Below are 25,214 nucleotides of genomic sequence, written 5' to 3'. Positions count from 1 at the left end.
GAATCACCGTCGCGACGCGCGGAAGGCATGCACGAGCCGCGTCGCCAGCTCGCGACCGATGTCACCGGCGCCGCTGGTGAGCGCGCCGACAGGCACGGCGTCCTCCGGCTCGACGCGCACCACCTCACGCTGCGAGAAGCCGAAGGAGACGCTGTTGCGCTTGCCGAGGTCGGCCACGCTGCCCTCGGCGGCCATGGCGACCCCCGACAGAGCGGCGGCTACCGCCGCACGGTCGCCGCCGATGAGGCCCAGGCTCGCCGCGAAGCGCAGCTTCGCCGCCACGGCGGAGGCCAGGTCCTCGGAGTCGACGACCGCGCCCATCCCGTCGGACGGGAGCGGCCACCAAAGGCTAATGGCGCTATCGCGGTCAACGCGGACGCCGGCCACGCCCTGGCGCCAGTCGTCGGAGCGCGCCCAGGCTGCGGAACCGTCGGTGCCCGTATCTACCGGCTGGGCCTGCGTGAATAGGCCGTGCTCCCTGCCGCGTCCCGCGAGCGTCCCCCCGAGGACCTCGAGCTGCCCGACCGCAAGCCGCGACGCGTGGGTCAGCGGTAGGACGTGCATTTCGACAGTCGCGGGCTGGCCGGCGTAGAGCTGGCGCTGGTCGGCGGCCACCCAGGGCACCGCGGGGGCGGGGCCGGGTAGTCGTTCCCACGCCAACGCTGAAGGCATGGACTCGTGCTGCCGCACGACTGCCGTGACGGCTGTCAACAGGTCCGTCGCGCCGTCGAACGCGGCGCGGAACCGGCCTGTCGCATACTGCTCCACCTCCGAAACGAAGGCGCGCTGGTCGGCGTCCATCTCGACGCCGCGCTTGAGGAACGCATACAGGGGGATGCCGCGGCTGCGGGCGACGTTGAACTCCTCGTGCGTAGGTGCCACGCCGGTGTCGGGCAGCCGGTCACCGTAGGAGGGTCCGAGCAACAACAGGCAGATGTCGCAGCTCGACACCGCCTCCATACACGCCTGCCGCGACGGGACGGGCTGGGCAGTGAAATCCTCGAAGCGGACCGGGACATGCCCCAGTGCGCTGATGAGTCCCCGCAACGCGTCGCGCTCCTCTCCGAGGCCACGTCTCACTGACGAGATGAACGCCCTCATTCCTGCACCCCCGGTTGATCGGCTCTCGAATGTACCCGGCTGCGCCGGCGGTGCGGGTTTACGCACCTCTCAGCGCTGGGCCCGGACGGCTTGGATACGCAGGTGACCGTTTAGGTGGGGACCGCGCATGTGGCCTTCGACGAGTCGCCGCGACTCCACCTTCGGCTTGTCTCGCATCGACGAGGGCTCAGTGGCGTGTAGGGCCGTGCTTGGCCGTCGATGGGACCTGTCCAGTCATGCTTGAGCCTACGCACCTGACCCCGGTTCCGCGCGCGGCTGCTTACGGACTGTCGGGGCGGCTCTCGATTCGCGGCTTCGATGGAGTTGAGCATTACCTTCGAACCATTAAGGAGGTCACGTTGGCGCCACTCGAGGATGCTGTCACACCAAACGATCCGCCTAGGCTAAAGGCGCGTGATGAAGTCGCGCGCGAGTCCTCGCACGTGTGCGGAGGGGTGATCCTCTAGGGCGGTGGCGGTTTCACGTGCCAAAGCCGTATCTGCATCTTGCCGACTCAAGCCGACAAGGAGAGCCCGCGGCACAACCGCGCCTCGGTCGTGGACGAGGCGTCTGGCTAGTTCCATGACCAAAGGATCGGGATCGGTCGCAGAGAGTCGGCCCACTGCATTGGCAGCCGCACGACGCACGGATACCCGTCCATCCGCCACGAAGGAAGCCAATAGCGGCCGCATCCGCTCGCACCAACCGCGCCCGAAGATTGCCGCGGCATCACACCGCTCGTGCTCCGACCCAAGGGAAAGTTGCGTGACGGCAATGTCGGCAGCCTCATCTGCGATCGCCCCGCTGGCGATTGCAACCGCGATGGCTGCGGCGCCGAGCGGACGCCCGCCCATCTCTGCGAAATAGGGGGAGTTTGTTATAGCGCTCGTCGCGGCGGCTAGGCGATCAAGGACCTCATCCGGTATCCGCTCGTACTCGTTCGCGATAAGTTCAAGGGCGCCGCGCTTGTGGTCGGCCGCTACGCAGGAATGCGTTAGGAGTTCCAGAAGCGGATCCCACCTCGCCACATCTGGAAACCACATGTTAAGTACCGCCAAGCCCAGGCCGGCGTCGTGGCGCCCGAAACCCCATTTGGATCTATTTGCGCTCTCGATCGTCTGACGTACCATTGCCTCAAACTTCACGATGAGAGAATCGGCCTGCGCTGAGCTAAGGATGGTCACTGCACCCATAGCTGAGAGTGCGTTCAGGTCCCCTTTGATCGCCCGTGCAACTACCTCTTGCTTTGCCTCCGCGTCATCATGTTCCGCGAGCTTGCCCAGTACGGCCGCGCCAAGCGAGCCTCGGTCGCCTTCAGCGAGTCGACGAAGACCCCTCCGGACCTCGTTAGTGAGCTCTTCCGAACTGAACTCTTCAATCCAGTCCGTTAACGTTGACGCAAGCACTTCGTCGACAGGGCCCTCGTGAGATGCGAGACACTCGGCTGCGAGTAGCCGAGACTGCGGACTTCCAGCTGGTAACAGACCGCGGACCGCCTCGACGACGGCCAGATCGACCCAGAAGAAGGGAACGACTCGGTCCCTGAAGTCCGTAGGATCGCGTAGAACGGTCAATAGCATGCCGATCCATTGAGCGGCCATGGATTCGTCGGCGAGGTCACCAACTCTGGCCAGGACTTCGAGGTTGGACTTGGCTGTGGTGTGAGTCCAACTTTCAGGACCGATACCATGCAGCAAAGCAACTAGGGATTCTATTGGGCCGACGCGCCGCACGTGGTCAACTGCCAACTTCAGCGAAGCGTGATCTCCACTCCGCCGTAGGCTGTGCAGGTTGTGGCTTATCCCCTCGGCATCCCCCACGGCGTGCCGTCGCATCAAAAGCTGCCTAGAGGATAGTGAAGCAATCGTACTCCAAGCCCCGTGCTCAGCTGTTAGGTCGGCGTTGAGTTCGGCCGCGAACAGGTTGACTTCCTCCCGGTCCTCAACAGTCCAGCGACTGGTGGTGTCCTGCGACCATCTGTGGAAAGCGCGCTCAACTGTATTTGTGAGTGCCGAGGCGATGGTCTGTGATCGCCACCACATAATCGCGTTGTCTGCCGCGGTCAACGTTCCGGCCAAGTCGCCGGAGGCGAATCCAGCGATCCTAAACAACAGCCACGCGGCTGCACTGGCCAGCCCGGAAACAGTGACATCATCGGCGTCTCCTGGGAACTGCCGCTGAGCTTCGACTGCGTCGGCCCGTGCACCGACCAGATCGCCGACCTCGGCGCGTATCCGGCCCCGCTGGACGAGCACCCACCCCTGATCCACAGGTCCTAGGCTGTCCTCCTCGACAAGGCGGTCAAGCACTGAGCATGCCTGGGTGAGGCGGTCCGCCCTGAGAAGCACGCAGGCCAAGACGACGCCAACTGCGGCCTTCGCCTCTGCGGTCGGTGCCGTAGCGGCTGCGTGTTCGAGGCCATCCAGGGCATCATCGAATGCCCACGTGCATACGGCCCGGACGAGGGACCATCTCCAGTCGCGGCCAACGTAGGGCTGATGAGGATCCGGAACTGAGCCGTGCGCGTCAGCGAAGCGCTGAAGATCTAGGAACCTGCCTTGGGCGCAAAGTGCGAGCGCTTCTTCCGCCGCTATGGGTGCCTCGTGCCCGATGTTGGGGTGGGGCGCGACGAGCCGGGGGGCAAGCAATGCGTACCGGAGGCGGCGGCCAGGGGGGACGGCGTCCGCTGACGCTGTGAATGACGTCCCCTCAAGTTCGGGGGCAGCCTTCTGCTGGGCTGCGACGGCAAGGAGTTCGTCAAGGTGCTCCTCATCGATGGACTGCTCCCGCGGAACGAAGATCTTGCAACCCTTGCCCGTGGAGATGACATGCTCGGCTGTTACGTGCGCCCAGTGGGAGACATTGTGATCGAGATCGTGAAGTACGAGCAGGTGCGGTAGACCATGTGCGACCCAGTCATCGAAGTGGGTCGCCTCGGGCTCGTAATACCACCATCCCGCTATTTCACCATTCTCATCGCGAACTTCGTGATCGAACCATGACGAGCCGGCCTTGACTTGTGCCCCCACTATCAAGCCACGGTCGAAGAGACGGTGGTCGCGCGCTTCGACGAGGAGATCAGTGCCGAGATCATGCGCATCATTCGGGACGGGACCCCAGCCGATGCGCTGAAACTTGGCACTGACTTCGCTGGCCCCGGCGCCGCCAGTCTGCTCCTGCTCACTAGCACGCAATAGTGACCTTCCTGCTACTTCGTAGCCTACCGTTTTCGATACTCTGGAAGCAGAGGGTGCCACACGGTCCCACTGTCGGGGGGGAATGCAGTCGCCGCCTCTCCCGGCTGCTGCTCTCCTTAGTGTCCCGGGATGTGGTGGAGGCGCTGGGGCGGCTGAGGTGCCTCACCGACGCAGCTCACGGTAATCGAGCTGCGCGGGCCACCCACCAATGGCTCGGGTCACTCAGCGTGAGGCCGTAGCCAGCGCACTGCCTCGGCGAAGGTCGGTGGCCTCGAACGCGCCGAAGCCCCAGTGCCCGAGGCCGTCGCACACGAGCACGTGTGGCGCCTCGGCGTGGCCTGACATACCCGTCGCGCCGTGGCGGACATCCTCGGTCACCGAGCAGATCTCCGCTCACTGTCTCCTGCCGGGTCCCGGTCACAGGCCCCGGCGGCCAGACAGGGGTGCAGGGTCGTGCTGGGCTCGCGGCAGCAGTCGCTGGCGCACAGCCTGGCGGGAGAGGCCGAGCAGCCGTGCGACGTGGGCGCACGAGGCGCCGTAGCGCAGGGCGTCGACGGCGTCGCGGTCTTGCTGGCGCTGCAGCCGCGCGACGAGCTCGGCGACGACGGCGAGGCGGTCCTCGATCTCGACGACGTCAGCGTGGGTCAGTGCTCGGCGGACCGCGAGCTCGGCGCGGTCAGCGGCGCGGTAGCGATCCACCGTCTGGCCTCCTCGACAACTTGGTTGTCCTCACCGCGGGCTGGTGTGAACTTGGTTGTCAAGCGACCGTGCCGATCCCGATGTTCGGGACAACCGCCGACACCGCCAACGGTCGGAACTCGCAGTGGCGGGGTCGGGCTGCGCGCTGGGGGAGGGGACTGCTAGCGCGGCGGCCTCGGCCGCCGTGGCGGTCGAACCAGACCGCGAAGGGGGGGACCTTCGGCGTCGGAGGCGGAGCGTGCTGGCGCGATGGGGTGGTCGCGGAAGACGTCGCGAGCGTCGTGGTCGCGCTCGGACGCCGAGTAGGCGCGCTTCGTTGGTGTGCGACCACGTACCGGGCGTCCTCAGCAATCCCCATCAAGATGGGTTCGCGCTGCCCCCGCTGCTGCGCTCTAGGACGAGGTCATCTGCGACCGTTCGCCCTGACCACCCACGTCGACACGGTCCACCGCGCCTACTCAGCTGCCGACCGAGAGCGCCGACTCGCCCGCGTACTGGACGCTTTGTCGCCCTGACCTTAGGCAATCTTCGCGCCCGTGCAGGTCGCACCAGCCAAGGCGGCGGCCGTGTGCGTCGTCGACGTACAACCGGTCATGGCCGTAGCGCCGCCACCGCTGCACCTCAATGTCGCTCATGCCGAAGCCCATCGACAGCGACCTCAACGAGATTGAGGACCGCCTCGTCCCCAACGCTGAATGCCGGCCTGCCCCACCACGGTTAAACCAACCCGGCCACTATCGCCCTCGGCCGGGACGATGCAGGACAGTGGACTTGCCGTTCGCGCTCGCGTGGAATCGCCGCCGCCACCTAACTCTGGTGACCATGTCACACCCATCGGCGAGGATGTCGGCGTCCGCCTGCACGAGGAGGATGCTATGCACAACGTCGGCGAGCAACCTGGTGTTGGCCGCTACTGCTGCGTGAACTGTGACTGGTCAGTCAAGCTCGACGATGCGGATGATCGGCTCCCGCCGTGCGGTAAGTGCGGGGCAGGTCATCAGACACGGTATCGCCGCTGCTAACAAGGGAATCAGCGGCCAGCGTAGCGCTCGGAACCTCATGGCTGAGCGAGCAGGGGTGGGAAGCTGGCCGCAACGCGCAGGTCAGAAGCCTGAACCCGCGAGCGCCGAGCGGGGACGCTCTCGCAGGACACTGGCTCACTTGCGGGCGAGAGAGAGCGGGAGTCCACGAGGCCATTGGGCTCGACTGCCCCATCCCTGCGAGCGAGGCCGCACGACTTCTTGCGGTCCCAACCAACCCGGCGAGGGCCGCATTCAGCGAAGGGAAAGGACGTTTGACCGTCTTATGCTGCCGACCTGTAGCCGGGAAGCGTATGGATCTATACACTGCTGTCGTCCCATCTCATAATGTCACCGTTCTCCCTTGCACGGTCGCATACCGCTGCGTCGCTGAAAGAGTTCGCATTCATGGAGGCAGGGGGAGCACGGGAGCTTGCGACTCTCGCCGACGAAGCGGCTCTCGACGCCGAGGACATGCATGACATCGCCTCCACTCTCAGGGGCCACGTTGCTGAAGGCAGGGACGACGTCGACCAGCTGCTCGAGGCCTTCGAATACGTGCACCAGCTAGGCGAGGGACGTGGCCGGTTCATCCCCGCTATGCAGATGGGTGAACGGACCTACCCGGTGCCTCTGGAGCGAGTACCTCAGGACACGCTGGCCATCTGGACGGCCGTCGCCACCTTCGCCGAGCACCCGGCGGTTCGAGCACGACTGCAGGACCTGTTGTTCCACCGTCGCGTCGACAACGGCCGCGAGCGAGCGAGTTCGGCGGTTGATGCCTACCTGGAACTGTCACGGCGTTGGCCCACGATCCAGGCAGCGGTGGAGCTGCTTCCCCGGGCACTGGACCTGAGCCAGCGGGTTGGACTGAGCGAGCGTGTCAACGCTGGGTGCTCCCTCGCACTTGATCTCGCTGCCGAGCAGCTCGACCACCCACAGCCCAAGCCGGGAGCGCCACTGCAGCTCCTCAGGTCGACTATCGAGGTTGGCTGTGACGATCCGCGCGTGGATGAACTGCTGCAGCGTGCCCGCGACGTGTTGCCCAGCCTGTGGGACACGAAGTCGACGATCGAGCTGCAACTACGTCGGGTCGCAGGCGATGAACGCCATCCACTGAACCGCCAGCTCGTGCTCCGGCACCTGGACGAGGCCGAGCAGCACACCGGCATGCGGCGCGCCCGGCTATTGCAGGATGCCGCCGAGCTTGCCCGCGACCGGCAGCTACCAGATCTGCACAAGCGGTCGATCCGGCACCTGCAGCAGCTCCACGCCGACGACCTCGAGATGGAGACGATCGAGACGGAGGTCCAGGTCCCGGCCGAAGAGATCCGCAAGGTGTTCGAGGCCTATCTCGACGCGAGCGACTGGCGGGAGGCACTCGAGCGGTTCGCGTTCCTGCAGGTGCCCACCGGAACCACCGAGCGCAATCGCCGACAGGTCGCTGAGCAACAACAGGACAGCCCCCTCCTCTCGATGGTGTCGACCGTCATCTACGACGCGGACGCCATGCCCATCTACCGCCCCAGTACCGAGGAGGAGCGGTTCGAGTTCGACCTCGTCCGCACCGAGGCGTTTCATCTGCAGTTCTGGGCGCACCTCGCGGCGGACGTTTTGCGCGAGTTGCCCCGGCGCTTTGGCTCTCCACCTTTCCGCGACCTGGAGAGCTGGCTGTCGGAGGCTCCTCATGTCAGTGACGACGTTGCACGCAGCATCCGTCGCGCGCTCAAGCATTTCTGGGCTGGCGAGTACGAGGCCTCGGTGGCGGTGGGAATCCCACGCATCGAGGCGATGGTACGGCAGCTGCTCCTCCAGGCCGATGCGGCGATCTACCGGCTCCAGCGCGGGGACACACCAGGGCAATACCCGGGATTGCTCAAGCTCGTTGAGGCACTGGAGGGCCTGGGGCTGCCCGAGACCATCGTGCGCTACCTGAACACCGCGTTCACCAGGGCGACCGGCCTGAATCTTCGTAACGCCTTCGCACACGGCGCCCTTGCCGATCCGTCACCGCAGGTGGCCGCGATCGTGTGCCACGCGCTGGTCTTCCTGGCCCGCCTGCCAGTAGCTGCAGACAACGACGATGGAAGCACCGACGGGCAGTGAAGGTGGCCGCCCTTGACGCAGGCGGCCCGGGAGTCGAGCTAGAGGCCGCGCTCGCCCGGGCTGCGACGGGGCGTGGGACTGTGCTGGGGGCTCCCAGTAGCTGAGGGATTCCAGCGGGCAGGAGTTCTGACAGTGCATCCGGTGACCGACGGATCCCTGGGGTCGGGGCTACCCTCGCGGCAGGATGCTCGCAGGGCGCACGGAGGCCGGTGGTGACGGGTTTTTCTCTACAGGAGCTCGATCGGCATGTACTCCCTGTTGGTGAGCGCGTCCCGGTAGACAGCGACGGCTTTCTCATCCCCCAACCGGACGACCCCTGGTGGATGACCCCCTCTGCTCGTCCTCGCCCCGCGCTGGAGCTCACCGCCTCGCAGGCTTTCGTTCTCCTGGCACCTGGCGGTGTCGGCAAGACCACCGTGCTGCAGGCGCTGCGGACACTCGAACCTGACGCGATCGAGATCCCGTTGCGGCGGCTTGACCGCAGCCGGATGCACGACCGGCTCGTCGAGGTAGCCGCTCACGGAGTGCCCATCTACCTTGATGCCATCGACGAAGCGGCCCTGTACGAGGAGGCGACCCACCGCGTCCTCCAGGAGCACCTCGCCGCACCTGAAGCGCGCAGCGCGCCATGGCGCCTCGCGTGCCGCCCCGCTGCCTGGAACCCGGCCTTGGCCGAGCAGCTCGGCGCAGCCCTGCCTGCCTTTGAGGAGTTCCGTCTGTTGCCGCTGAGTCGGCCGGCGGCCCGAAGGATCACCGCGGAGGTGGTCAGCGACCCTGACGCGTTCCTGCGGGCGCTCACCGAAGCACGGCTCGGCCGACTGGCCGCCACGCCGAGCCAACTGCTCGCGGCCGCACGGCAGTGGGAACGCTCAGGTGACCTCCCGGCCAGCCACCTAGAGGCAATCCGGTTCGAGATCCGCCACCTACTCGCGGAACACGACTCGGTCCGGTCCAGTCGCCAGGCAATGCCGGCCGATCGGCAGCACCGGCTCGCCGCTCGGCTCGGTGCCATCGCCATGCTGACCGGCAGCCGCGCATTCTCCACCGCCACGGCGCTACGAGTCGACGCCACCAGCGTGCACACGTTGCCCTCAGACCCGGAGCCCGAGCAGCCGGGCATCCCCTTGACCAGCGACGACTACGAGGCGGTCCTCGATACGGCCCTGTTCGATGCCGCGCCGGACGGCACGATCGAGTTCCGCCACCAACAGTACGCCGAGCATCTCGCCGCGACCTACTTGACCGGCCGCGGCATCACCCGTCGGCAGCTGCACGACCTGCTCGGCGTGCACTACGACGTGCTGCCCGGCTCCATGGTCGGCGTTGCCGCGTGGCTGGCCGCACTCAACCCGGGGCTGGTGGACGACCTGGTTGCTGCCAACGCCCTGGCGTTTGTCCAGGCCGGCGTCGAGCTCCCCTCGGAGGGGGTGTTGGCGGCCATCGTCGATCGGCTGCTGGAGCAGGCGGCGGCGGGCGAACTTGACCCCGCCTGGCAGGCCGACCTCGCCCCTCTCGCACACTCCGGCCTCGAAGCTCAACTCGGTGCCGAACTCGATCGCGGCCTCACACACTCGTGTGGGCTGTGGTGGGTCGCCGCCCTCGCTGCCGCCGGAGACTGCCGGGACCTGGCGGACGAGCTCAACGCCGCGGCCCGCGACCCGCAGTGGGCTCCTTGGGCCCGCCTCGTCTGCGTGCAAGCTGTCGACGTGCTCGCAGACGCCGACCAGCGGCGCGCTCTCACGCCGCTGCTGTACCTGGGCCCCGACGAGGACCCCGACGACCAGCTCCTCGCCGGCGTCGTCTCAGCGTTGTACCCGCAACAGCTGGAGACCCGCGAGTTGCTCGCGGCGCTGAGGCCCCGTCGGTGGCCTGATCTCGTCGGCAACTACCTCGTGCTGCTGGGTCAGCTTCCCGACCACATCCCCGACCAAGACCTGCCCGATGTCCTCGAGTGGGCGGCCGAGCACGTCAGCGACGAGGAGGACGCCTACGGCAGACTGATCCCACAGCTCGTTCGTCGCGCATGGGCCTGTCGTCGCATCGCCACGGTGCTGGGGTCGCTGGCCCGGCTCCTCGCGGCTATGTCACCGAGCGACAGCCACCGGTGGGCCCCTCGAGAGGCGCTCCCATGGCTGGAGCAGGTCGATGACAACGCGCGCCGCCGACTCGCTGAAGCGGTCGCCGTCGAGGCTCCGGACGACGACGTATGCTTGACATTACTCGACCTGCGGCTCATAACCACTGAGGACGTCGAATGGCTGCTGGACAGCCTGCCCGGTCTGCCCGCGACCGCCCGCGAGCCGCTGGCGGCCTGCGTGCCCTACCTGCTCGGACAGCCGACAGCCAAGACGGCAGACCTGGTGCTCACCCTTCCTGAACAACACCCCGCCTACCTCGCCACCGACCACCTTCGTGGCAGCAGGTCCGTCCAGTCTGAGCCGGCCCGGCGCTGGCGGCGCCACCGCGAGCGCGAAGCCGAAGCTGAGGCCACCCGCGCCACCACCGATGAGCGCCGGGAGCACCTCGTGGCCGCGCTGGAGGCTGCCGAAGTCGACACTGAGGCTTGGTGGCGGGTCACCTACTGGCTCGCACAGGGGGAGGACCCGCCAACAGGGGACGCCCTGTTCTCGCATGACCTTACGCGCCGGCCAGGATGGCAGCTGCTAACAGAAGAGGGGCACGACCGAGTCATCGCCGTCGGACTGGAGTATCTGCGCACACATGGGCTCGCGCCCCTGAACTGGCAGGGAAGGGCGCGGATCACGACCGGCGAAGCGCTGGTCGACTGGGCCGGCGTCTACCTGCTGACCACCCTGGTTCGACACTGTGCGGAGACTCTGGCGGACCTCGACACGGCGCTGTGGGTGCCGTGGGCCCCTGCGATCATCGGGGCGTGGAACTTCGACCGTGACGAAGACGCCAGCCTCCGTGGCGCCCTGCTCGACGCCGCGCCCCTCGAGTCACGCGACGCGCTCCTCGCCGCCGCGCTCAACGACCTCGACGCGCGGCAAGACCACGAGCGCAACGGGCTCCTGCCGACAGGATTCGAACATCTCGTCGACGACCTCGCCCCCAACCTCCACGACCGTCTGGTAGCCCGTCGCTACCACGGCGAGCTCGCACACCGGATCCTCGACCTCCTAATCGAACACGCACCCGAGCGTGCCGTCGAAACCTGCCGCCAGCTGGCCACGCACGCTGACGCCGAGCTAGCGCTACCGGCGCGACAGGGCCTCGCCGGCCTCGAGCCCGCCACAACTGTGGCTGAACTGACGACCACCCGGTCGGAATCCGGCGACCTCGTCGCCGTCGTCCCGAAACTTCCCCTCGAGCGGCTGGGAAGCGGCGACCTGAACGAGCTGGCACGGCTCCTGCTGGACCGGTTTCCGTTCGCCGACGATCCACCCACGCCGTCGACGTACGTCTCGAACCCCTGGATCGAGACCCGGGAGACCCGCCGCCGTGTGCTCGAGCGCCTGGCCGACACCGGCCGCTTTGACGACCTGCGAGAACTAGCCGCCCACCGTCCCGACCCCGACAGGGACATCCTGCGCCGGTACGCCCGACGTGCACGCATCCGGGCCGCCGACCTCGCCTTCGAGCCGCCCAACCCGCACGGTCTGCTCCACCTCCTCGCCCGCGCAGACGCCCGGCTGATCCGAAGCAGCGCGGACCTCCTCGAGGTAGTCATCGAGCATCTGCACACCATCGAAGGTAAACTCCAACACCAGCACGCCTCCCGCTACCTCTGGAACCTCGGGCCAGCCGAGGCCCGCCCCAAGAGCGAAGACGAGATCTCCGAGTGGATCCGGGGCGAGCTCGAGACCCGCCTCGGCGGGGGCAGCGTCGTCGACCGCGAGATCGAAGTGGCCCGGCGCTCACCGGGTGGGCTCGGCACCCGCATCGACCTGACCGCGACCCGCACCACCGCCACGCAGCCCGCCCACACCGCCCGCGTGGTCATCGAAGCCAAACACCTCAACAACCGCCGTCTGCTCACCGCGCTGCACGACCAACTCGTCACGCAGTACCTGATCCCGTCCGGATCGACCCACGCCATCTACCTCGTGTATTGGGTGCCGACACACCAGCGGCCCGGCGACTGGCCGGCATCCATCCCTGGGAGCCAAGCCGCGCTGGAGACGCAGCTCGACGAGCAGACGACGCAGCTCGGGGCGGACCTGACAGTACGGCCGTTCCTGCTGAACATCTCTCGGCCGAGCGGAGGATGAGGCCAGCCATCAGCGAGGCTTCCATCGGACCCGCTACGCCTTTCCACGATCACTCAGCGGCGACGTACCGACATCGCGCGCCGGTGTGTAGTAGACGAACCGCCGGCGGTTCGCATCGGTTCGTCTGCTGATGGGCCGTCGGGAGCGCGGCGACCCACGTCCCCAGCGGGTTGCTGGCCCCTAGCCAGGCGGTCGCGCGACCCCTTCGAGGGGGACAAGGGCTGAATAGCGTGGCATGGTGATCCGGAAGCGGGCGTTTCTTGAGCGTTTCTTGAGTCCGACCCATCCGGGAGGGGCAGCGGGGGAGGGCAGGTGCCACCTCCAGCCCGCTGACCAGGAGGAACAATGCGGTCGCCAACCAGTAGCCGTGGGACGGGACCTGCCGGGCCCGACGAGAGTCAGCTCGCAGACGTCTTGCGTCGATGGCAGCTCCCTGATCTACCCTCCGAGGCCATGAACACGAGAGTTGACGCGCAGGCCGTCGGCGCGCGGAGCACCCGGGTTCCCCGGAACAATCCCGGAGCCATGACACCGGTGGCCCTTGGGCAGGCCTTGGGTGTCGCCTATGCACACCCTCGTGTCCAGGGGATTTGCCCAACTGATTGCCCGGACGCCCGCAAGTTCATCAACTTCCCTCGCAACCACCGCGAAACCCCTGGTCAGCCGGGGGTTTTCGCATTTCGGCGGCCGGCTCGATCTGGGCCGTATGTTCACAGGATGCTCACATCCGTTCGCGCTCACGGGGCATCGCCCTCCTCGTTGTCGTCGCTGTCGTGCTGCTCGGGGGTCTCGTCGTCCTCCTCCTCAGGGTCGGTGGCGAAGACGCTGTCGGCGAGCGCCTGCGCAGCCTCGGACTGCATGCCGGGGATGACGTGGGCGTAGGCGCGAAATACGCCGACGCTTTGCGAAGGATCTCCTTCGCGCGTCGCAGCTCGGCGTTCTCCGCGCGCAGCCGCTTGTTCTCCTCATGCTCAGCACTGCTGATGCCCGCGCGCTCGCCGTCGTCGATCTCGGCCTGCCGGGTCCAGTTACGCAACGTCTCAGGGTTGATGTCCAACTGATCGGCGACGCGCTTGATCGCGCCGCGCTCGTCGATGTCGCGGACCATGCGCACAGCCCGCGCCTTCAGTTCCTCGGGGTACTTACGTGGTGCAGCCATGGAGCCACTCTCCTTCCCAAACTCCAGGCTCTCCACCATCCCCGGGGCGTCCCAATCCCTGCCTCGGTAGCCGGATCTACCGCCGTTCGCCGAGCCCGGCACCCGTAGGAGATCTTCGGCTCCGAGATGCGTGTGAATCACCGGGTATCCCCGGATAGCAGGTGCCAGGCCAACGCGGCCCAATGGTGCGTCACGAATGCGGAAGGGAGCTGATCTGATGTAGGCAGAGCTTCTGGAAGCAATGCTGCGTGGATGATGGAGGATTTGTGGCCCTCCGGCGGCGCCCTGCGTGGGGGAGCCGTCAAACCGCCCTCTGCTGCGTTAGCTGAAGACTGTCGTGGTGAGCGATGAGGGAGAAGGCGCCCTTGAGGCGTCAGGTAGGGATCAGGAAGGCGAGCGCAAGCGAATCGCTGATGACGTGTCGCAACCGTAATTAGGTGACATCAAAACCGAGGCGACGTTGGCGCTTTGGGATGAGTCTGGCGGGTGCCCGCTTACTGGCCAGGTGGTGTCCGGCATGAAGGCGACGCGAGCCTGATCTGCGGCGTTCACGCGGAACGTGAGAAGGCGCGCCCTGACACCGACCGCCCGAGGGCGGCGAGAGGGAGCGTCCCGAGCGGCTGGAACCGCGAGGGATTGAGTACCGTCGCTGTGGCGCGCTGGCGGACTGGCTTGTAGTAGCGGTGAAGCCCCTGTAATGGGGGTGGAGCGAAGGGGCCAGGTCGTCCGTGGTGGTTCGTCCGACCAACCAGGCATCGCCTGGGAGGAGTCGCGGTGAGCAAACTGAAATCACAAGGCAAGCCGTTTGCGATCTCGAAGTGGGACGTCTGGGAGGCGTTCAAGAGGGTCAAGAAGAACGGCGGCGGGCCAGGGGTCGATGGGCAGACCATCGAGGCGTTCGAGGCCGACCTGCAGGACAACCTGTACAAGGTCTGGAACCGGATGTCGTCGGGGAGTTACTTCCCGCCTCCGGTCAAAGCGGTGGAGATCCCCAAACAGCACGGCGGCGGCACCAGGACCCTCGGGGTCCCGACCGTCGCCGATCGCGTCGCCCAAACCGTGGTGGCCATGCATCTGGAGTCGCGGGTGGAGCCGGTGTTCCACCCCGACTCGTATGGCTACCGGCAGGGTAAGGCGGCGTTGGACGCGGTGGCGGTCTGCCGCAAGCGTTGTTGGGAGCACGACTGGGTCATTGACCTTGACGTGGCTAGCTTTTTCGACAGCGTCCGGCATGACCTCATCGTCAAGGCTGTGGAGGCCCACACCGACGCCCCGTGGGTGCTGCTGTACCTCAAGCGGTGGCTGCAAGCGCCGATGCGGCAGCCCGACGGGTTTTTGCTGCAGCGAGACCAAGGGACTCCCCAAGGGTCAGCGGTCTCGCCCGTGTTGGCCAACTTGTTCCTGCACTATGCGTTCGACGCCTGGATGCAGCGGACCTACCCGCGTGTCCCGTTCGAACGCTACGCCGACGACGCGGTGGTGCACTGCGTCAGCGAACGCCAGGCCCGCCACGTGCTGGCCGCGATCGCCGAGCGTATGGAACAGGTTGGGCTGCGATTGCACCCGGCCAAAACGAAGATCGTGTACTGCAAGGACGCGAACCGGCCGCTCGACTACGAGCACACCAGTTTCACGTTCCTGGGGTTCACGTTCCGGCCGCGCGGCGCGCGGCGCAAAGACGGCAGGATCTTCCTGGGGTTTGCGCCCGCGATCAGCAAAGACGCCCTCAACAAAATCAGCGGTCAAGTCCGCCGATGGCGGCTGCACCGCCGAACCAACCTGACCCTTGTCGAACTGGCCCGAGCGATCAACCCGATCGTCCGCGGCTGGATGAATTACTACGGAGCGTTCTACCGCTCCGCGATGTATCCCCTCCTCGCGCGCATCAACGCCTACTTGGTGCGCTGGCTCCGCCGCAAGCACAAACGGCTCCGAGGGGTCCACCCAGCCCATCGTGCGTTCACCGGAGCAACCAAACGGGAGCCCCGGCTGTTCGAGCACTGGCGCTGGGTGCCCTCCGTCTGGTGACCAGGACGATAAGAGCCGTGTGAGCTGAGAGGTTCAAGCACGGTTCTGTGGGGGCCCGGGGGTGCGATCCCCCCGGGCTACCCGACTCCCTTCGAGTACTTGCAGATTGCGGTCCTCGCCGGGAAGGCCCGCTGCTGCGACCCGACGTCCTGTAGCCTCTCGGGGTGAGGCGGCTGTCGGTTGTTCTTGGCGTGCTCGTGGGTCGCACCAGCAACGAGGAGGCACTCATGCCCGCCCCGGTCTGGCCGGCGCTCCCGCTTGAGGAGTGGCACGCCCCGAAGGAGACGCTGCACCGCTACGCCCAGATCGTCGGCAAGGTGCGCCTCGACCTGGTCCCGTTCCAGAACCACTGGTGGCACGTGACCTTGCACGTGGCAACCCGAGGCTTTTCCACCGGACCGATGCCGTCGGGCGACAAGACGGTGGAGATCACCTTCGACTTCGTCGATCACCGGCTGGTGGTCACCGTCGACGATGGCACCGTCGAGTGGTTCGACTTGGTGGATGGGCTCGCGTGCGCGGACTTCTATCACCAGCTGCTGGCGACCCTCGACCGGGTGGGGGTGCACCCGCAGGTGCATCCCGAGCCGTTCGATCTGGACTCGCCCGCCTTCCCCAACGACCGGCAACACCACGCCTACGACCCCGAGTGGGTGGCGCGCTACTGGCAGGTGCTGCAACGCATCCAGTGGGTGTTCGTCGAGTTCGCGGGACGCTTCAACGGCAAGCAGGCGCCAGTGCAGCTGTTCTGGCACAGCTTCGATCTCGCGTTCCAGCGCTTCTCCGGCCGACCCGCACCACCGCGCGCGGGCGCAGACCCCGTCACCGCGGAGGCCTACTCGCACGAGGTGATCAGCTTCGGGTTCTGGCCCGGCGACACCCACACCCCCTACCCGGCGTTCTATTCCTACACCGCGCCCGAGCCCCGCGGGTTGACCGAACAGCCGCTGGCTCCTGACACCGCTGTCTGGCAGCCCACCGGCGGCAGCGCCCTCTTGCCCTACGACGACGTCCGCACCGCCTCCGAGCCGCGAGCTGCGTTGCTGGCCTTCCTCGACAGCGCCTACCAAGCCGGCGCCACCACCGCGGGCTGGGACCTCGACGCGCTCGCCACACAGGCTGACCCCGACCGCAAGAACCACTGAGCAATCAGATGAGAATGTCAACTCGAATCCGCCCCGTCACTCCGGGGCGGGTAGCGGGGACGCATCGCTGCGCCCCCGCCGGCCTGCCAGGTACCACCGATTGTTCCTACGAGGACGTGGCTCAGACTCTGGAGCCGGTACGGGCCCCTGGGACGGCCCACCTCTTCGTGCCCGGACCGGCGACCCAAGCAGCGATTTGCCCCGCCGCCGTCGTGCTCGCCACCGACAAGACCCCCTCCGGTGCCTCCGAGCCCTGGCATACCGCAGACTGCATTCACGGCTCAGACGCATACCGCCTGGTCCACTCCACCTTGGCAACGACTCCGCGCCGCTCATCAGGGACGCGTCCTGACCCTCGCAGAAGCCGACGACCCAACCCTCGAGTCGGCCCCAGGACCGCGACAGGCCGAGCGAGTTCGGTCCAACCTCCCACCGACAGACCGGTGAGTTCAACCCTTGCCGGGTAGGCCGGATGCGGCGGCCCTCACGCCCTGTAGCGAAGCGGGTTGCCAGCGTCGCAGGGTCGGCTCGCTTCCACGTGCCCTCCGGAAGGCAGCCGAGAGGCTACCGGTCCACGTAGGCGGCGAGGTTGGACAATGAGCTGGCGAGCCCGGCGGCATGGTCCGCGGCCGAGATGCCGTCAGGGACGTCCTCGGCGCGGATCTCGACACGGGTACCGTCGTCCGCTGCGACCAGCTCCCACGTCATGGTCATCGTGCCCGCGAACGCGGGATCGTCAGACGCGAAGTCGACGGCTTGGACGACGCGGACGCCTGGCATCAGTTCCACGAAGCGGACGTCGACCACGTCTGAGTCGGCGGTGGCTTTGCCCGGCGCCCCTGAGGCATCGGCGTAGGTCAGAACCATCCGGTACCCACCCCCGGGCCGCGCGTCGAAGCGTTCGAACCGGGCAGTCATCCCGGACGGCGGCAGCCACTGCAGCATCGCCTCGGGGTCCATGAGCGTGGCGTAGACCCTGTCGGGCGGTGCGGTGACGGTCCGCGACGCAACATCCGTGCGTGTCATCCCAGGCTCCCTTCGACTTGCTCACCAGCGGCATCACGCAGCCAGTGGCAGACCAACATCAACGGCTTCGACTTGCTCGAGCGGCACTGCAGGGTCGCCGTGAACACGTTGGGCATGGCCACCTCCTGTTCCGACCGCAGTATCCACTTGGAGGACATGTCGGCTGCCCGGGACTCATCGCTGGGACCATGCGCTGCGGCGTACACGTCAGCTGAGCACGCCCAGGCTTCACACTGGCACGGACTTCGCACGACGAGCCCCCGGCGGCGAATGACCACCTCGAGGGCCACGGTCCAACCTCCCTCGCTGAGCCGCGTGAGTTCAACCTGCGCCGGGTTGGTCCGTGCGCAGGGTGGGGCCCGAGTCCTTCGGTTTGCACCGATGCGTCGCCCGGCTCACAGGCGTTTTGGCCGAGGGACAGCAGGACCCTGATCATTCGGATGCGGTCCAGCTGATCGAGTCGGTCACGAATCCTGTTAGAGGTGGGGTTGCTCGACTTCGCTCCCGACCGCCGGGAAGCTGGACATGCACGTTCGCTCAACTGACTGACAGCGCGGATCGCACCCGTCCGGAACCCGCAGTCTTGCCAGCCCAGCGGGCACAGCGTCGCGCGGTTCCGACAGCGCCAGGGCCGCAATAGCGCGGGCACGACGTGATTGCCAGAGCCGCTCCTGGGATCGGGTAGCAGCCGGTCTCAGCTCAGGTCTTATCGCAGCGCGCCGATCGGCGCAGTCTGGACCAACCCTGCGGCGCTACGTGCGAGATCGTCATCAAGGGTCACCAACGCGTGGGCCTGAAGCTTGGTTAGTGCGATGTACTCGGCGTCGTACGTCGAGGCTGATTGCAATTGATCGGCGACCTCCCACGCCACCTTCCGCAGTACGGCGTCCCCGAGGAGCCTCATCTTCATCCGCCCTATGTCCTTCAGGCGATCGCGCGCGATGTCTGCTGAAAGCTCTCCTCGGTGGACCTTCTCGTGAAGCGCCGACAGCGTCTGCGAACGAATGAGCGTGGGTGCAAGGAGTTCGTGCTCCTCGGCAACCTCGAAACTCTCTGCCGCAAGGTGGAGGACTGCGCTGGCATCGACCACAAACTTGGTCACGGTCGCTCCGATCGAGTGCCCCAGCATCCGATGAAATTCTCCGGACCGCTCGGAGGCTACCTGTTCATTTCGGACCACGGCCTGCTGCCATCGTCCTGCCGGCATCTGCGGCTATCGCCTGGTTGCCGAAAGCGGTCTGACGTCCGGACTGTCAGAGGAACGTGTATCGGGGCTGGCGGTCTGGTTGGTCGCCTGCGGGCAGAAGCCCATCCCTCCAACGTGATCTGGAACGCATTGAGGGCTGGCCTGCATCGGTCATCCACCTCCTTGTGCCACTGGAAGTCGACACCCTGGACGACGGGGACCGGCACGAGATCGATGAAGGGACGTCGACCACGTTGGACTCGGCGCACTGCTTGTCCCGCACGCCGCGTGATGGGGCTCACCCTCTGTTTCATTTCACCCTCGATGTCGGTTGGTCGTGGTCCGGGGAGGTCAACGGTCGGTGGGCGCGTTGTTGTCCGTCGGCGGGGCGATGGTGTATTGGCCCATCATGCCGGCGTCCTCGTGGTCGAGGATGTGGCAGTGGTACATGAACGGGGCGTCGGGGTCGGGTTCGGTGTCGAAGCGGCTGATGATGCGCACGGTCTGGCCGGGGGCGAGGAAGACGGTGTCTTTCCATCCGGCGAGCTCGGGCGGCGGTGGGTCCCCGTCGATGTCGAGGATCTGGAAGTGCACCAGGTGGACGTGGAAGTTGTGGTAGGTGTTGCTCGCATTGGTGATCTCCCAGATCTCGACGGCGCCGCGCGGGATGGTCTGGTCGATGCGGGCCATGTCCATCTCTCGGCCGTTGATGCGGGAGAAGCCCTCGAGCTCAAAGGTGCGGGTGGTGGCTGCCTCGTCGGGCCGGTGACGCTCGACGGAGGCCAGCGTGCCGGGAAGCGGCGGCGCGTCGCGCAGTTGGTCGGCTGCGCGCAGCTGCAGGACGTCGAAGGTGTCGTGTCCGCCGTTAGTGCGTTCAAGCGGGAAGCCCATGCCGAGGTCGGGCGGGTAGCTGCGCAAGGTCGTGCGCTCCCCTGGGTGCAGCTCGACGATGATCTCGGCGCGTTCACCGGGTGCGAGCTGCACCCGGGTGCTGTCGACGGGCTCGTCGAGCAGTCCGGAGTCGGAGCCGATGAGAGCGAACCGGCGGTCGTCGTCGAAGCCGAAGTCGTAGACGCGGGCGTTGGAGGCGTTCAGCAGCCGCAGCCGCACCCGTTGGTCGGCGACGTCGAGGTGCGGGTTGTGGGTGCCGTTGACGAGGATGTCGTCGCCGAGGACGCCGACGAGGCTGGCGGGCCCTTCGGCGGTGCTGAGCTGCCCGTCGCCGTCGAATTGCTTGTCCTGGACGATGACGGGGATGTCGTCGACCCCGTAGTCGGACGGCAACGCCAGCTCGTCGGTGTCGTGCTCGTCGATGATGAACATCCCGGCGATGCCGCGGTAGACGTGGTCGGCGGTGCGCCCGTGGGGGTGGGGGTGGTACCAGAGGGTGGCGGCGGGCTGGTCGATGAGCCAGTGCGGCTGCCAGATCTCGCCGGGGTCGATCATCTGGTGGGGTCCGCCGTCCATCGCGCCGGGCAGGGCCATGCCGTGCCAGTGCAGCGTCGTCGGCTCGGCCAGGTCGTTGGCGACGCGGATGCGCACGTCGTCGCCGCGGCGGGCGCGCAGTGTCGGGCCGAGGTAGGTGTCGTTTGCGCCCCACGTGGCGGTCTGGGCGCCCGGGAGAAAATCAGTCTCGCCCGACTGCAGGGTGAGGTCGAAGGTTTTGCGCCCGTCGGCGTCGATGTCTGGCTCGAGCAGCGGTGGGATCGCGAGCGGGTTGGCGAAGTCGAGGTCGTCGACGGTCGATTCCTGCGCCTGGGCGTACACCCACGCGCCGGCGGCGACGGCGGTCAGCGCGACGGTCGCGACGAGGAGCGCGACCCAGCGGATCGCTCGGCGGACCGGTGGGCGACGCATCGGCTGGTCTCCTGTCAGCGAGTGAGGCAGATGGTGCGAAGGGAATGGAGCGGGACGGCTGGGCTGCTCAGGAACGACGTGGGGGTGTCGCCGCGTCTTTGCCCTGCTCGGGGTCGAGTTATCGGGCGAGCTCGGCAAGGGATTCGGCGGTGCGCTCTTCAGCGTCGACGGCGTGTTCTGCGAGGCGTCGGTAGCCGCGGTCGCTTCCTGCGGCGAGCTCTCGCGTGGTCTCGATGGGGGTCGCGTCGATCTTGGTGCGGGCGGTGGCGAATACGTTCCACAGCACTACCGACCCGATGATGGTCAGCAGCGCCAGCAAGGCCAGCACGAACACCTCTCCGGCCATCGAAAGCCCCTTTCGCTCGCGCGCTCCGAAACCAGTCGCGACGTCAGGGACGCTAGGACCGAGCGGACCACGTGCCATCCGCCGTGGGGCGTCGGTTCTCTACGCCCGCGGAAGAAGCAGAGCCAGCCTGGTATACGACAGATCGAGTAGGACGACGCCACCGACCCGGCGACGACTGCACCGGCCGTGGTTCCTAAGATCAGGTCTGGAAGTGGCGGCGTTCGGGATGACCGGCATCCAGGCACTGCGGATCGCGGATCCGACATGGCCTGCGGCGCCGATGAGCGGGGACAGGGACTAGTGGGGTACCCGGGCGGGCCGGTCACGGTGGTGCTGATGGCGGCGATCTACGTCGTCGCTGCAGCCGGACAGCGGCGTTGGGCGTGGCTGGCCGCGGCGCTGTTCGCGGGCGGCGGCGCCGTCTTCCGCGCCGTCGTCGAAGGCGATCCGCTGGTTTCGATCGCGCTGAACTCGGCGCTGTTCGTGCTCGTGGCGCTGCTCGGCGACGCCGTCTACAGCCGTCGGGCGCTCCGGCAGGAGGTGCAGGCACGTCTCCGCCAAGTCGACGTCGAGCGGGAGCGGGAGGCGCAGCGGCGCGTGATCGACGAGCGCATGCGCATCGCTCGGGAGCTGCACGACGTGATGGCGCACACCATCGCCACGGTGACCGTGCAGGCCGGCGTGGCCACCGACAGCCTCGACGACCGTTCCGAGGACACCCGCACGGCGCTGCAGACGATCCGCGGCAGCGCCCGGCAAGCCATGGCCGAGTTGCGGGCGACCGTGAGCGTGCTACGCGACGGCGATGACCCGTCCCCGCTCGCGCCCGCCCCCGCCCTCGCAGACCTTCCCGCGCTCGTGGAGTCCGCTGGTCAGGACGGCCTGCGCATCGACCTGCACGCGGCGGCTGCCGGTGACGCCCTGCCCGCCACGACCGAGCTCACGGCCTACCGGATCGTCCAGGAGGCAGTGACCAACGTGATCCGTCACGCCGGTGCGACCTCCGCGGTGATCACCGTCGACCAGCGCGGAGGGCAGCTGGAGATCATCGTCGACGACGACGGACGGGGATCCGATGGGACCGGCTCGGTGGGGTACGGGCTGCAGGGGATGCGCGAGCGCGCCGAGGCGGTCGGCGGCCGGCTGCACGCAGGCCCCAGAGCCGACGGCGGATTCCGCGTGCACGCCCACCTGCCGACCGCAGGTCCGGGCTCGTGAGCCGGTCGCCGGACGCCGGTGTCCGGGTCGTGCTCGCCGACGACCAGACCCTGGTCCGGGCCGGCTTCCGGCTGATCCTCGAGCGCGACGAGCGCATCGAGGTCGTCGGAGAAGCCGCCGACGGACAGGAGGGCGTCGAGCTGGCGCGCCGGCTGGCCCCCGACGTGGTGCTCATGGACATTCGCATGCCGGTCATGGACGGCTTGGAGGCCACCAGGCGCATCCTGGGCGACCAGCGGACGGTCGGTACCCGTGTCGTGGTGCTGACCACGTTCGAGCTCGACGACTACGTCTTCGAAGCGCTCCGTGCCGGCGCGAGCGGCTTCCTGCTCAAGGAGACCGAGCCCGAGGAGCTCCGCAGCGCCGTCCATGAGGTCCACGCCGGTCAAGCGCTGCTGTCGCCAAGCGTGACCCGCCGTGTCATCGCCCAGTTCGCGCAGGCCCCCCACCAGCGTCCCAAGGAGCCCGAACGTCTGGAGCTCCTCACCGACCGGGAACGCGAGGTCGTGGCGCTGATCGCCCAGGGGCTGACCAACAACGAGATCGGCCAGCGGCTGTTCATGAGCCCGGCTACCGCCAAGACCCACGCCAGTCGCGCCATGACCAAGCTCCACGCCCGCGACCGTGCCCAACTCGTCGTCATCGCCTATGAGACCGGCCTTGCCGGACCACGCTGAACCGCCGCCTCGCGTCCACCTTGGCTGTCCCGTCGACCGCGCCGCTCAAGGCTCGAGTGCTGGAGCGCCTGCTGCTACGCAGGTGGTAGCAGCACAGAGCGCATCTACGCCGGATGCCGCAGCGAGATGGCGCCCGCAGGCGGACGACAGGCCGCGACCTGCTCCGTACCGTCACAGCAAGCATCAAGACGGAAGGGGAGCAGGACATGGCCCACGTGCGAACCGCACTGATCGTCGGTGGCGGCGTCGCCGGCCCGGTCGCCGCCGTCGCGCTGCACAAGGCCGGCATCGAAGCGGTCGTCTACGAGGCCTACGCCGACAGCGCCGAAGGCGTCGGGGCGTTCCTCGGCCTCGGACTGAACGGCATCGACGCGCTCCGCGCAGTCGACATGGACAAGCCAGTGCTCGCACGCGGGTTCCCGACCCCACGGATGGTCATCATGAATGGGAACGCCAAGGTCCTCGCCGACTTCCCCAACGGCGGAGCGCTCGCCGACGGCACCCGCGCGGTCACCATCACCCGACCCGACCTCTACACCGCCTTGCGAGCAGAGGTGCTGCGGCGGGGGATCCGCGTGGAGCACGGCAAACAGCTCGTCGACGCGCACATCAGCGCCGAAGGTGTGCAGGCACGGTTCGCTGACGGCAGCATCGCGGAGGCGGACCTGCTCATTGGCGCCGACGGGCTCCGCTCGACGGTCCGCCGGCTCATCGACCCCGCCGCACCCGAGGCGACCTATGTCGGGTTCCTCAACACCGGCGGCTACGCCCGCGGCATCGACATTCCCGGAGAAGCGGGCGTCAACTACCTCGTCTTCGGCAAACGTTCCTTCTTCGGCTACATCAAAGCTCCCGACGGGGACATCTGGTGGTTCGCCAACCCACCGACGCCAAGCGAGCCCGACCCCGCCGAACTCGCCGCGATAACACCCGAACAGTGGCGCACCCACCTCACCGAGCTGTTCACCGACGACGCCACCCCCGCCCTCGAGGTCATCGACCGCACCGAGGACAACTTTTCCGGTTGGATCACCTACGACCTGCCGTCGGTGCCGACCTGGCACAACCACCGCATGCTCATCATCGGCGACGCCGCCCACGCAGTGTCCCCGTCCGCCGGGCAAGGCGCCTCCATGGCCATCGAAGACGCCGTCACGCTCGGCAAATGCCTCCGCGACAGGCCGCACACGCCCGACGCCCTCGCCCGCTACGAACAACTGCGCCGCGGCCGCGTCGAACGCGTGGTCGCGCAAGGACGCCGCAACGGCAACGGCAAGACCGCCGGACCCGTCGGACGCATCGCCCGCGACCTGTTCATGCCACTGGCCATGCGCTACATGTTCCGAGCCGGCCGGGACCCCTTCCTGTGGCTGTGGGACCACCACATCGACTGGACCGCGCCGGCCCGTACCCCCTGACCATCATGGTGCTGTCCTCAACCCGCCTCCGACCTTGTGGCGTGCAGATCGGCGACACCGAAGGGCATCCAGTCCCTCGCACCGGCCGCGAGCCGAACTCGCCAACGATCGGAGCACGATGAGCCGCAGTGCCGGTCGCGCCGCACAAGCCGCAACGGGGACCGCTGTGACAGCGCACCTCGGCGGCGTAGGGGTGTTCACCACGCTGGGCTGGGGCGCAGGACCCTCTGTTAGATCCATGGGAGCCGATCTCCGTCGCCGCCTTGTACGCTGCCCAGCCCTCCTGGCGGCCATGGGCATGCGCCATCGGCGCCCCCTGCCCTGGCCGCAGCGGTTGCCGCGCTCGGCCTGGCGGTCCTGCCGTTGTCGCTGCACAGCTTCCTTCGTGGCCCGGCCGGGATCGTTGGTCGGCGGTGGCCACCGACACGTCGGGTGGCCTGATCTCTCGGTGCAGGCCGGCAGCCAACTGCGCTTGCGCACCGTTCCACCGCTCGAGGCGGCCGCCACCCTGCGCGACCTTCCGGGGATCCACGGGGAGACCATCGAGGGTGAGGAGCTGGTGGTCCGCGGCGACGGCGACGTGCTCCACACCGTCGCCAACGTGGTCCACGACGCGGGCGTGGTCGGGTTTCGCCCCGGCTGGGGTAGGCCAGCCTCGAAGACGTGTTCGTCGAGCCGACCGGCCGGGACCCGACGAACTCCACGCGTCGCAGCGGCGGAGGCCGCCTCGTGACCAGGCTGGCCACGCTGACGAAGACCGAGTTCATGCTGGTGCGGCGCCGCGTCGCCAGCGGGTTCCG

The 25,214-nt window shown here is 67.5% G+C and carries 19 protein-coding genes; 8 read left to right on the top strand and 11 right to left on the bottom strand.

Annotated features, from left to right (window positions below; all coding sequences use genetic code 11):
* Positions 1–3: 3 nt before the first annotated feature.
* The 5 genes from ER308_RS04450 to ER308_RS04435 form a co-directional block, all read right to left on the bottom strand.
* Positions 4–1,101, bottom strand: a complete 1,098-nt coding sequence (locus tag ER308_RS04450) for a DUF4062 domain-containing protein (protein WP_131153864.1) — start codon at positions 1,099–1,101, stop codon at positions 4–6.
* A 404-nt stretch (positions 1,102–1,505) separates the two neighbouring features.
* Positions 1,506–4,295 carry a DUF4365 domain-containing protein gene (locus ER308_RS04445; RefSeq protein ID WP_165491816.1) on the bottom strand — a complete coding sequence of 930 codons (2,790 nt, stop codon included), beginning with the start codon at positions 4,293–4,295 and terminating at the stop codon, positions 1,506–1,508.
* A 225-nt stretch (positions 4,296–4,520) separates the two neighbouring features.
* Positions 4,521–4,676, bottom strand: coding sequence for a hypothetical protein (locus ER308_RS21375; protein ID WP_165491815.1), 156 nt, complete (start codon positions 4,674–4,676; stop codon positions 4,521–4,523).
* Positions 4,677–4,715: 39 nt separating this feature from the next.
* Positions 4,716–4,997, bottom strand: a complete 282-nt coding sequence (locus tag ER308_RS04440; RefSeq protein WP_131153862.1) for a hypothetical protein — start codon at positions 4,995–4,997, stop codon at positions 4,716–4,718.
* A gap of 458 nt (positions 4,998–5,455) precedes the next feature.
* Positions 5,456–5,644 carry a hypothetical protein gene (locus ER308_RS04435; protein WP_131153861.1) on the bottom strand — a complete coding sequence of 63 codons (189 nt, stop codon included), beginning with the start codon at positions 5,642–5,644 and terminating at the stop codon, positions 5,456–5,458.
* A 720-nt stretch (positions 5,645–6,364) separates the two neighbouring features.
* On the opposite strand from ER308_RS04435, the gene ER308_RS04425 reads away from it, so the two are divergent.
* Both ER308_RS04425 and ER308_RS04420 read left to right on the top strand, forming a co-directional pair.
* Entirely contained in the window at positions 6,365–8,122 is a 1,758-nt protein-coding gene (locus ER308_RS04425) for a DUF4209 domain-containing protein (protein WP_131153859.1), read from the top strand.
* Between the two features lie 323 nt (positions 8,123–8,445).
* Positions 8,446–12,354 (top strand): hypothetical protein, encoded by a 3,909-nt coding sequence (locus tag ER308_RS04420; protein ID WP_131153858.1) that lies wholly within the window; start codon positions 8,446–8,448, stop codon positions 12,352–12,354.
* Positions 12,355–13,075: 721 nt separating this feature from the next.
* Here the strand turns inward: ER308_RS04420 and ER308_RS04415 are convergent.
* Positions 13,076–13,513: a transposase gene (locus ER308_RS04415; RefSeq protein WP_165491814.1), complete on the bottom strand. Its 438-nt coding sequence runs from the start codon at positions 13,511–13,513 to the stop codon at positions 13,076–13,078.
* A gap of 774 nt (positions 13,514–14,287) precedes the next feature.
* On the opposite strand from ER308_RS04415, the gene ltrA reads away from it, so the two are divergent.
* Both ltrA and ER308_RS04405 read left to right on the top strand, forming a co-directional pair.
* A complete protein-coding gene (gene ltrA / locus ER308_RS04410) occupies positions 14,288–15,541 on the top strand; it encodes a group II intron reverse transcriptase/maturase (RefSeq protein WP_131153856.1) in 1,254 nt (417 codons plus the stop codon).
* A 227-nt stretch (positions 15,542–15,768) separates the two neighbouring features.
* Complete coding sequence (locus ER308_RS04405; protein WP_131153855.1) at positions 15,769–16,686, top strand: DUF5996 family protein; 918 nt, start codon at positions 15,769–15,771, stop codon at positions 16,684–16,686.
* Between the two features lie 564 nt (positions 16,687–17,250).
* Here ER308_RS04405 and ER308_RS04400 read toward each other — a convergent pair.
* The 5 genes from ER308_RS04400 to ER308_RS04385 all read right to left on the bottom strand — a co-directional run bounded on the left by ER308_RS04400 (position 17,251) and on the right by ER308_RS04385 (position 21,101).
* A complete protein-coding gene (locus ER308_RS04400) occupies positions 17,251–17,712 on the bottom strand; it encodes an SRPBCC family protein (protein WP_131153854.1) in 462 nt (153 codons plus the stop codon).
* Positions 17,709–17,828 carry an immunoglobulin domain-containing family protein gene (locus ER308_RS23350; RefSeq protein ID WP_476700501.1) on the bottom strand — a complete coding sequence of 40 codons (120 nt, stop codon included), beginning with the start codon at positions 17,826–17,828 and terminating at the stop codon, positions 17,709–17,711. The genes ER308_RS04400 and ER308_RS23350 overlap by 4 nt, the downstream gene beginning before the upstream one ends.
* Positions 17,829–18,418: 590 nt before the next feature.
* Positions 18,419–18,814, bottom strand: a complete 396-nt coding sequence (locus tag ER308_RS04395) for a type II toxin-antitoxin system VapC family toxin (protein WP_131153853.1) — start codon at positions 18,812–18,814, stop codon at positions 18,419–18,421.
* A 435-nt stretch (positions 18,815–19,249) separates the two neighbouring features.
* On the bottom strand, positions 19,250–20,755 hold the full coding sequence (locus ER308_RS04390) for a multicopper oxidase family protein (protein WP_131153852.1): 1,506 nt from the start codon (positions 20,753–20,755) through the stop codon (positions 19,250–19,252).
* Between the two features lie 118 nt (positions 20,756–20,873).
* Positions 20,874–21,101, bottom strand: coding sequence for a hypothetical protein (locus ER308_RS04385; protein WP_131153851.1), 228 nt, complete (start codon positions 21,099–21,101; stop codon positions 20,874–20,876).
* A 264-nt stretch (positions 21,102–21,365) separates the two neighbouring features.
* Between ER308_RS04385 and ER308_RS04380 the strand changes: the two genes are divergently transcribed.
* The 4 genes from ER308_RS04380 to ER308_RS04365 all read left to right on the top strand — a co-directional run bounded on the left by ER308_RS04380 (position 21,366) and on the right by ER308_RS04365 (position 25,147).
* On the top strand, positions 21,366–22,319 hold the full coding sequence (locus tag ER308_RS04380; protein ID WP_131153850.1) for a sensor histidine kinase: 954 nt from the start codon (positions 21,366–21,368) through the stop codon (positions 22,317–22,319).
* Complete coding sequence (locus ER308_RS04375) at positions 22,316–22,996, top strand: response regulator transcription factor (protein WP_131153849.1); 681 nt, start codon at positions 22,316–22,318, stop codon at positions 22,994–22,996. Before ER308_RS04380 ends, ER308_RS04375 begins: the two co-directional genes overlap by 4 nt.
* 206 nt (positions 22,997–23,202) lie before the next feature.
* Positions 23,203–24,414 (top strand): FAD-dependent oxidoreductase, encoded by a 1,212-nt coding sequence (locus tag ER308_RS04370; RefSeq protein WP_131153848.1) that lies wholly within the window; start codon positions 23,203–23,205, stop codon positions 24,412–24,414.
* A gap of 448 nt (positions 24,415–24,862) precedes the next feature.
* Positions 24,863–25,147 (top strand): hypothetical protein, encoded by a 285-nt coding sequence (locus ER308_RS04365; RefSeq protein WP_131153847.1) that lies wholly within the window; start codon positions 24,863–24,865, stop codon positions 25,145–25,147.
* Positions 25,148–25,214: the final 67 nt, after the last annotated feature.

This window comes from Egibacter rhizosphaerae, assembly GCF_004322855.1.
GTDB classification, from domain to species: Bacteria; Actinomycetota; Nitriliruptoria; order Euzebyales; family Egibacteraceae; genus Egibacter; species Egibacter rhizosphaerae.
Note: the sequence above shows the minus strand (reverse complement) of the source record. Positions and strands in the feature narration are given on the sequence as shown.

What these genes read in the sequence shown, in the direction of transcription:
- ER308_RS04390 (WP_131153852.1), bottom strand. Translation starts at nt 20,755, where the DNA reads ATGCGTCGCCCACCGGTCCGCCGAGCGATCCGCTGGGTCGCGCTCCTC.
- ER308_RS04415 (WP_165491814.1), bottom strand. Translation starts at nt 13,513, where the DNA reads ATGGCTGCACCACGTAAGTACCCCGAGGAACTGAAGGCGCGGGCTGTG.
- ER308_RS04400 (WP_131153854.1), bottom strand. Translation starts at nt 17,712, where the DNA reads ATGACACGCACGGATGTTGCGTCGCGGACCGTCACCGCACCGCCCGAC.
- ER308_RS04425 (WP_131153859.1), top strand. Translation starts at nt 6,365, where the DNA reads ATGTCACCGTTCTCCCTTGCACGGTCGCATACCGCTGCGTCGCTGAAA.
- ER308_RS04380 (WP_131153850.1), top strand. Translation starts at nt 21,366, where the DNA reads ATGGCCTGCGGCGCCGATGAGCGGGGACAGGGACTAGTGGGGTACCCG.
- ER308_RS04435 (WP_131153861.1), bottom strand. Translation starts at nt 5,644, where the DNA reads ATGGGCTTCGGCATGAGCGACATTGAGGTGCAGCGGTGGCGGCGCTAC.
- ER308_RS04450 (WP_131153864.1), bottom strand. Translation starts at nt 1,101, where the DNA reads ATGAGGGCGTTCATCTCGTCAGTGAGACGTGGCCTCGGAGAGGAGCGC.
- ER308_RS23350 (WP_476700501.1), bottom strand. Translation starts at nt 17,828, where the DNA reads ATGCCCAACGTGTTCACGGCGACCCTGCAGTGCCGCTCGAGCAAGTCG.
- ER308_RS04405 (WP_131153855.1), top strand. Translation starts at nt 15,769, where the DNA reads ATGCCCGCCCCGGTCTGGCCGGCGCTCCCGCTTGAGGAGTGGCACGCC.
- ER308_RS04385 (WP_131153851.1), bottom strand. Translation starts at nt 21,101, where the DNA reads ATGGCCGGAGAGGTGTTCGTGCTGGCCTTGCTGGCGCTGCTGACCATC.
- ER308_RS04370 (WP_131153848.1), top strand. Translation starts at nt 23,203, where the DNA reads ATGGCCCACGTGCGAACCGCACTGATCGTCGGTGGCGGCGTCGCCGGC.
- ER308_RS04420 (WP_131153858.1), top strand. Translation starts at nt 8,446, where the DNA reads ATGACCCCCTCTGCTCGTCCTCGCCCCGCGCTGGAGCTCACCGCCTCG.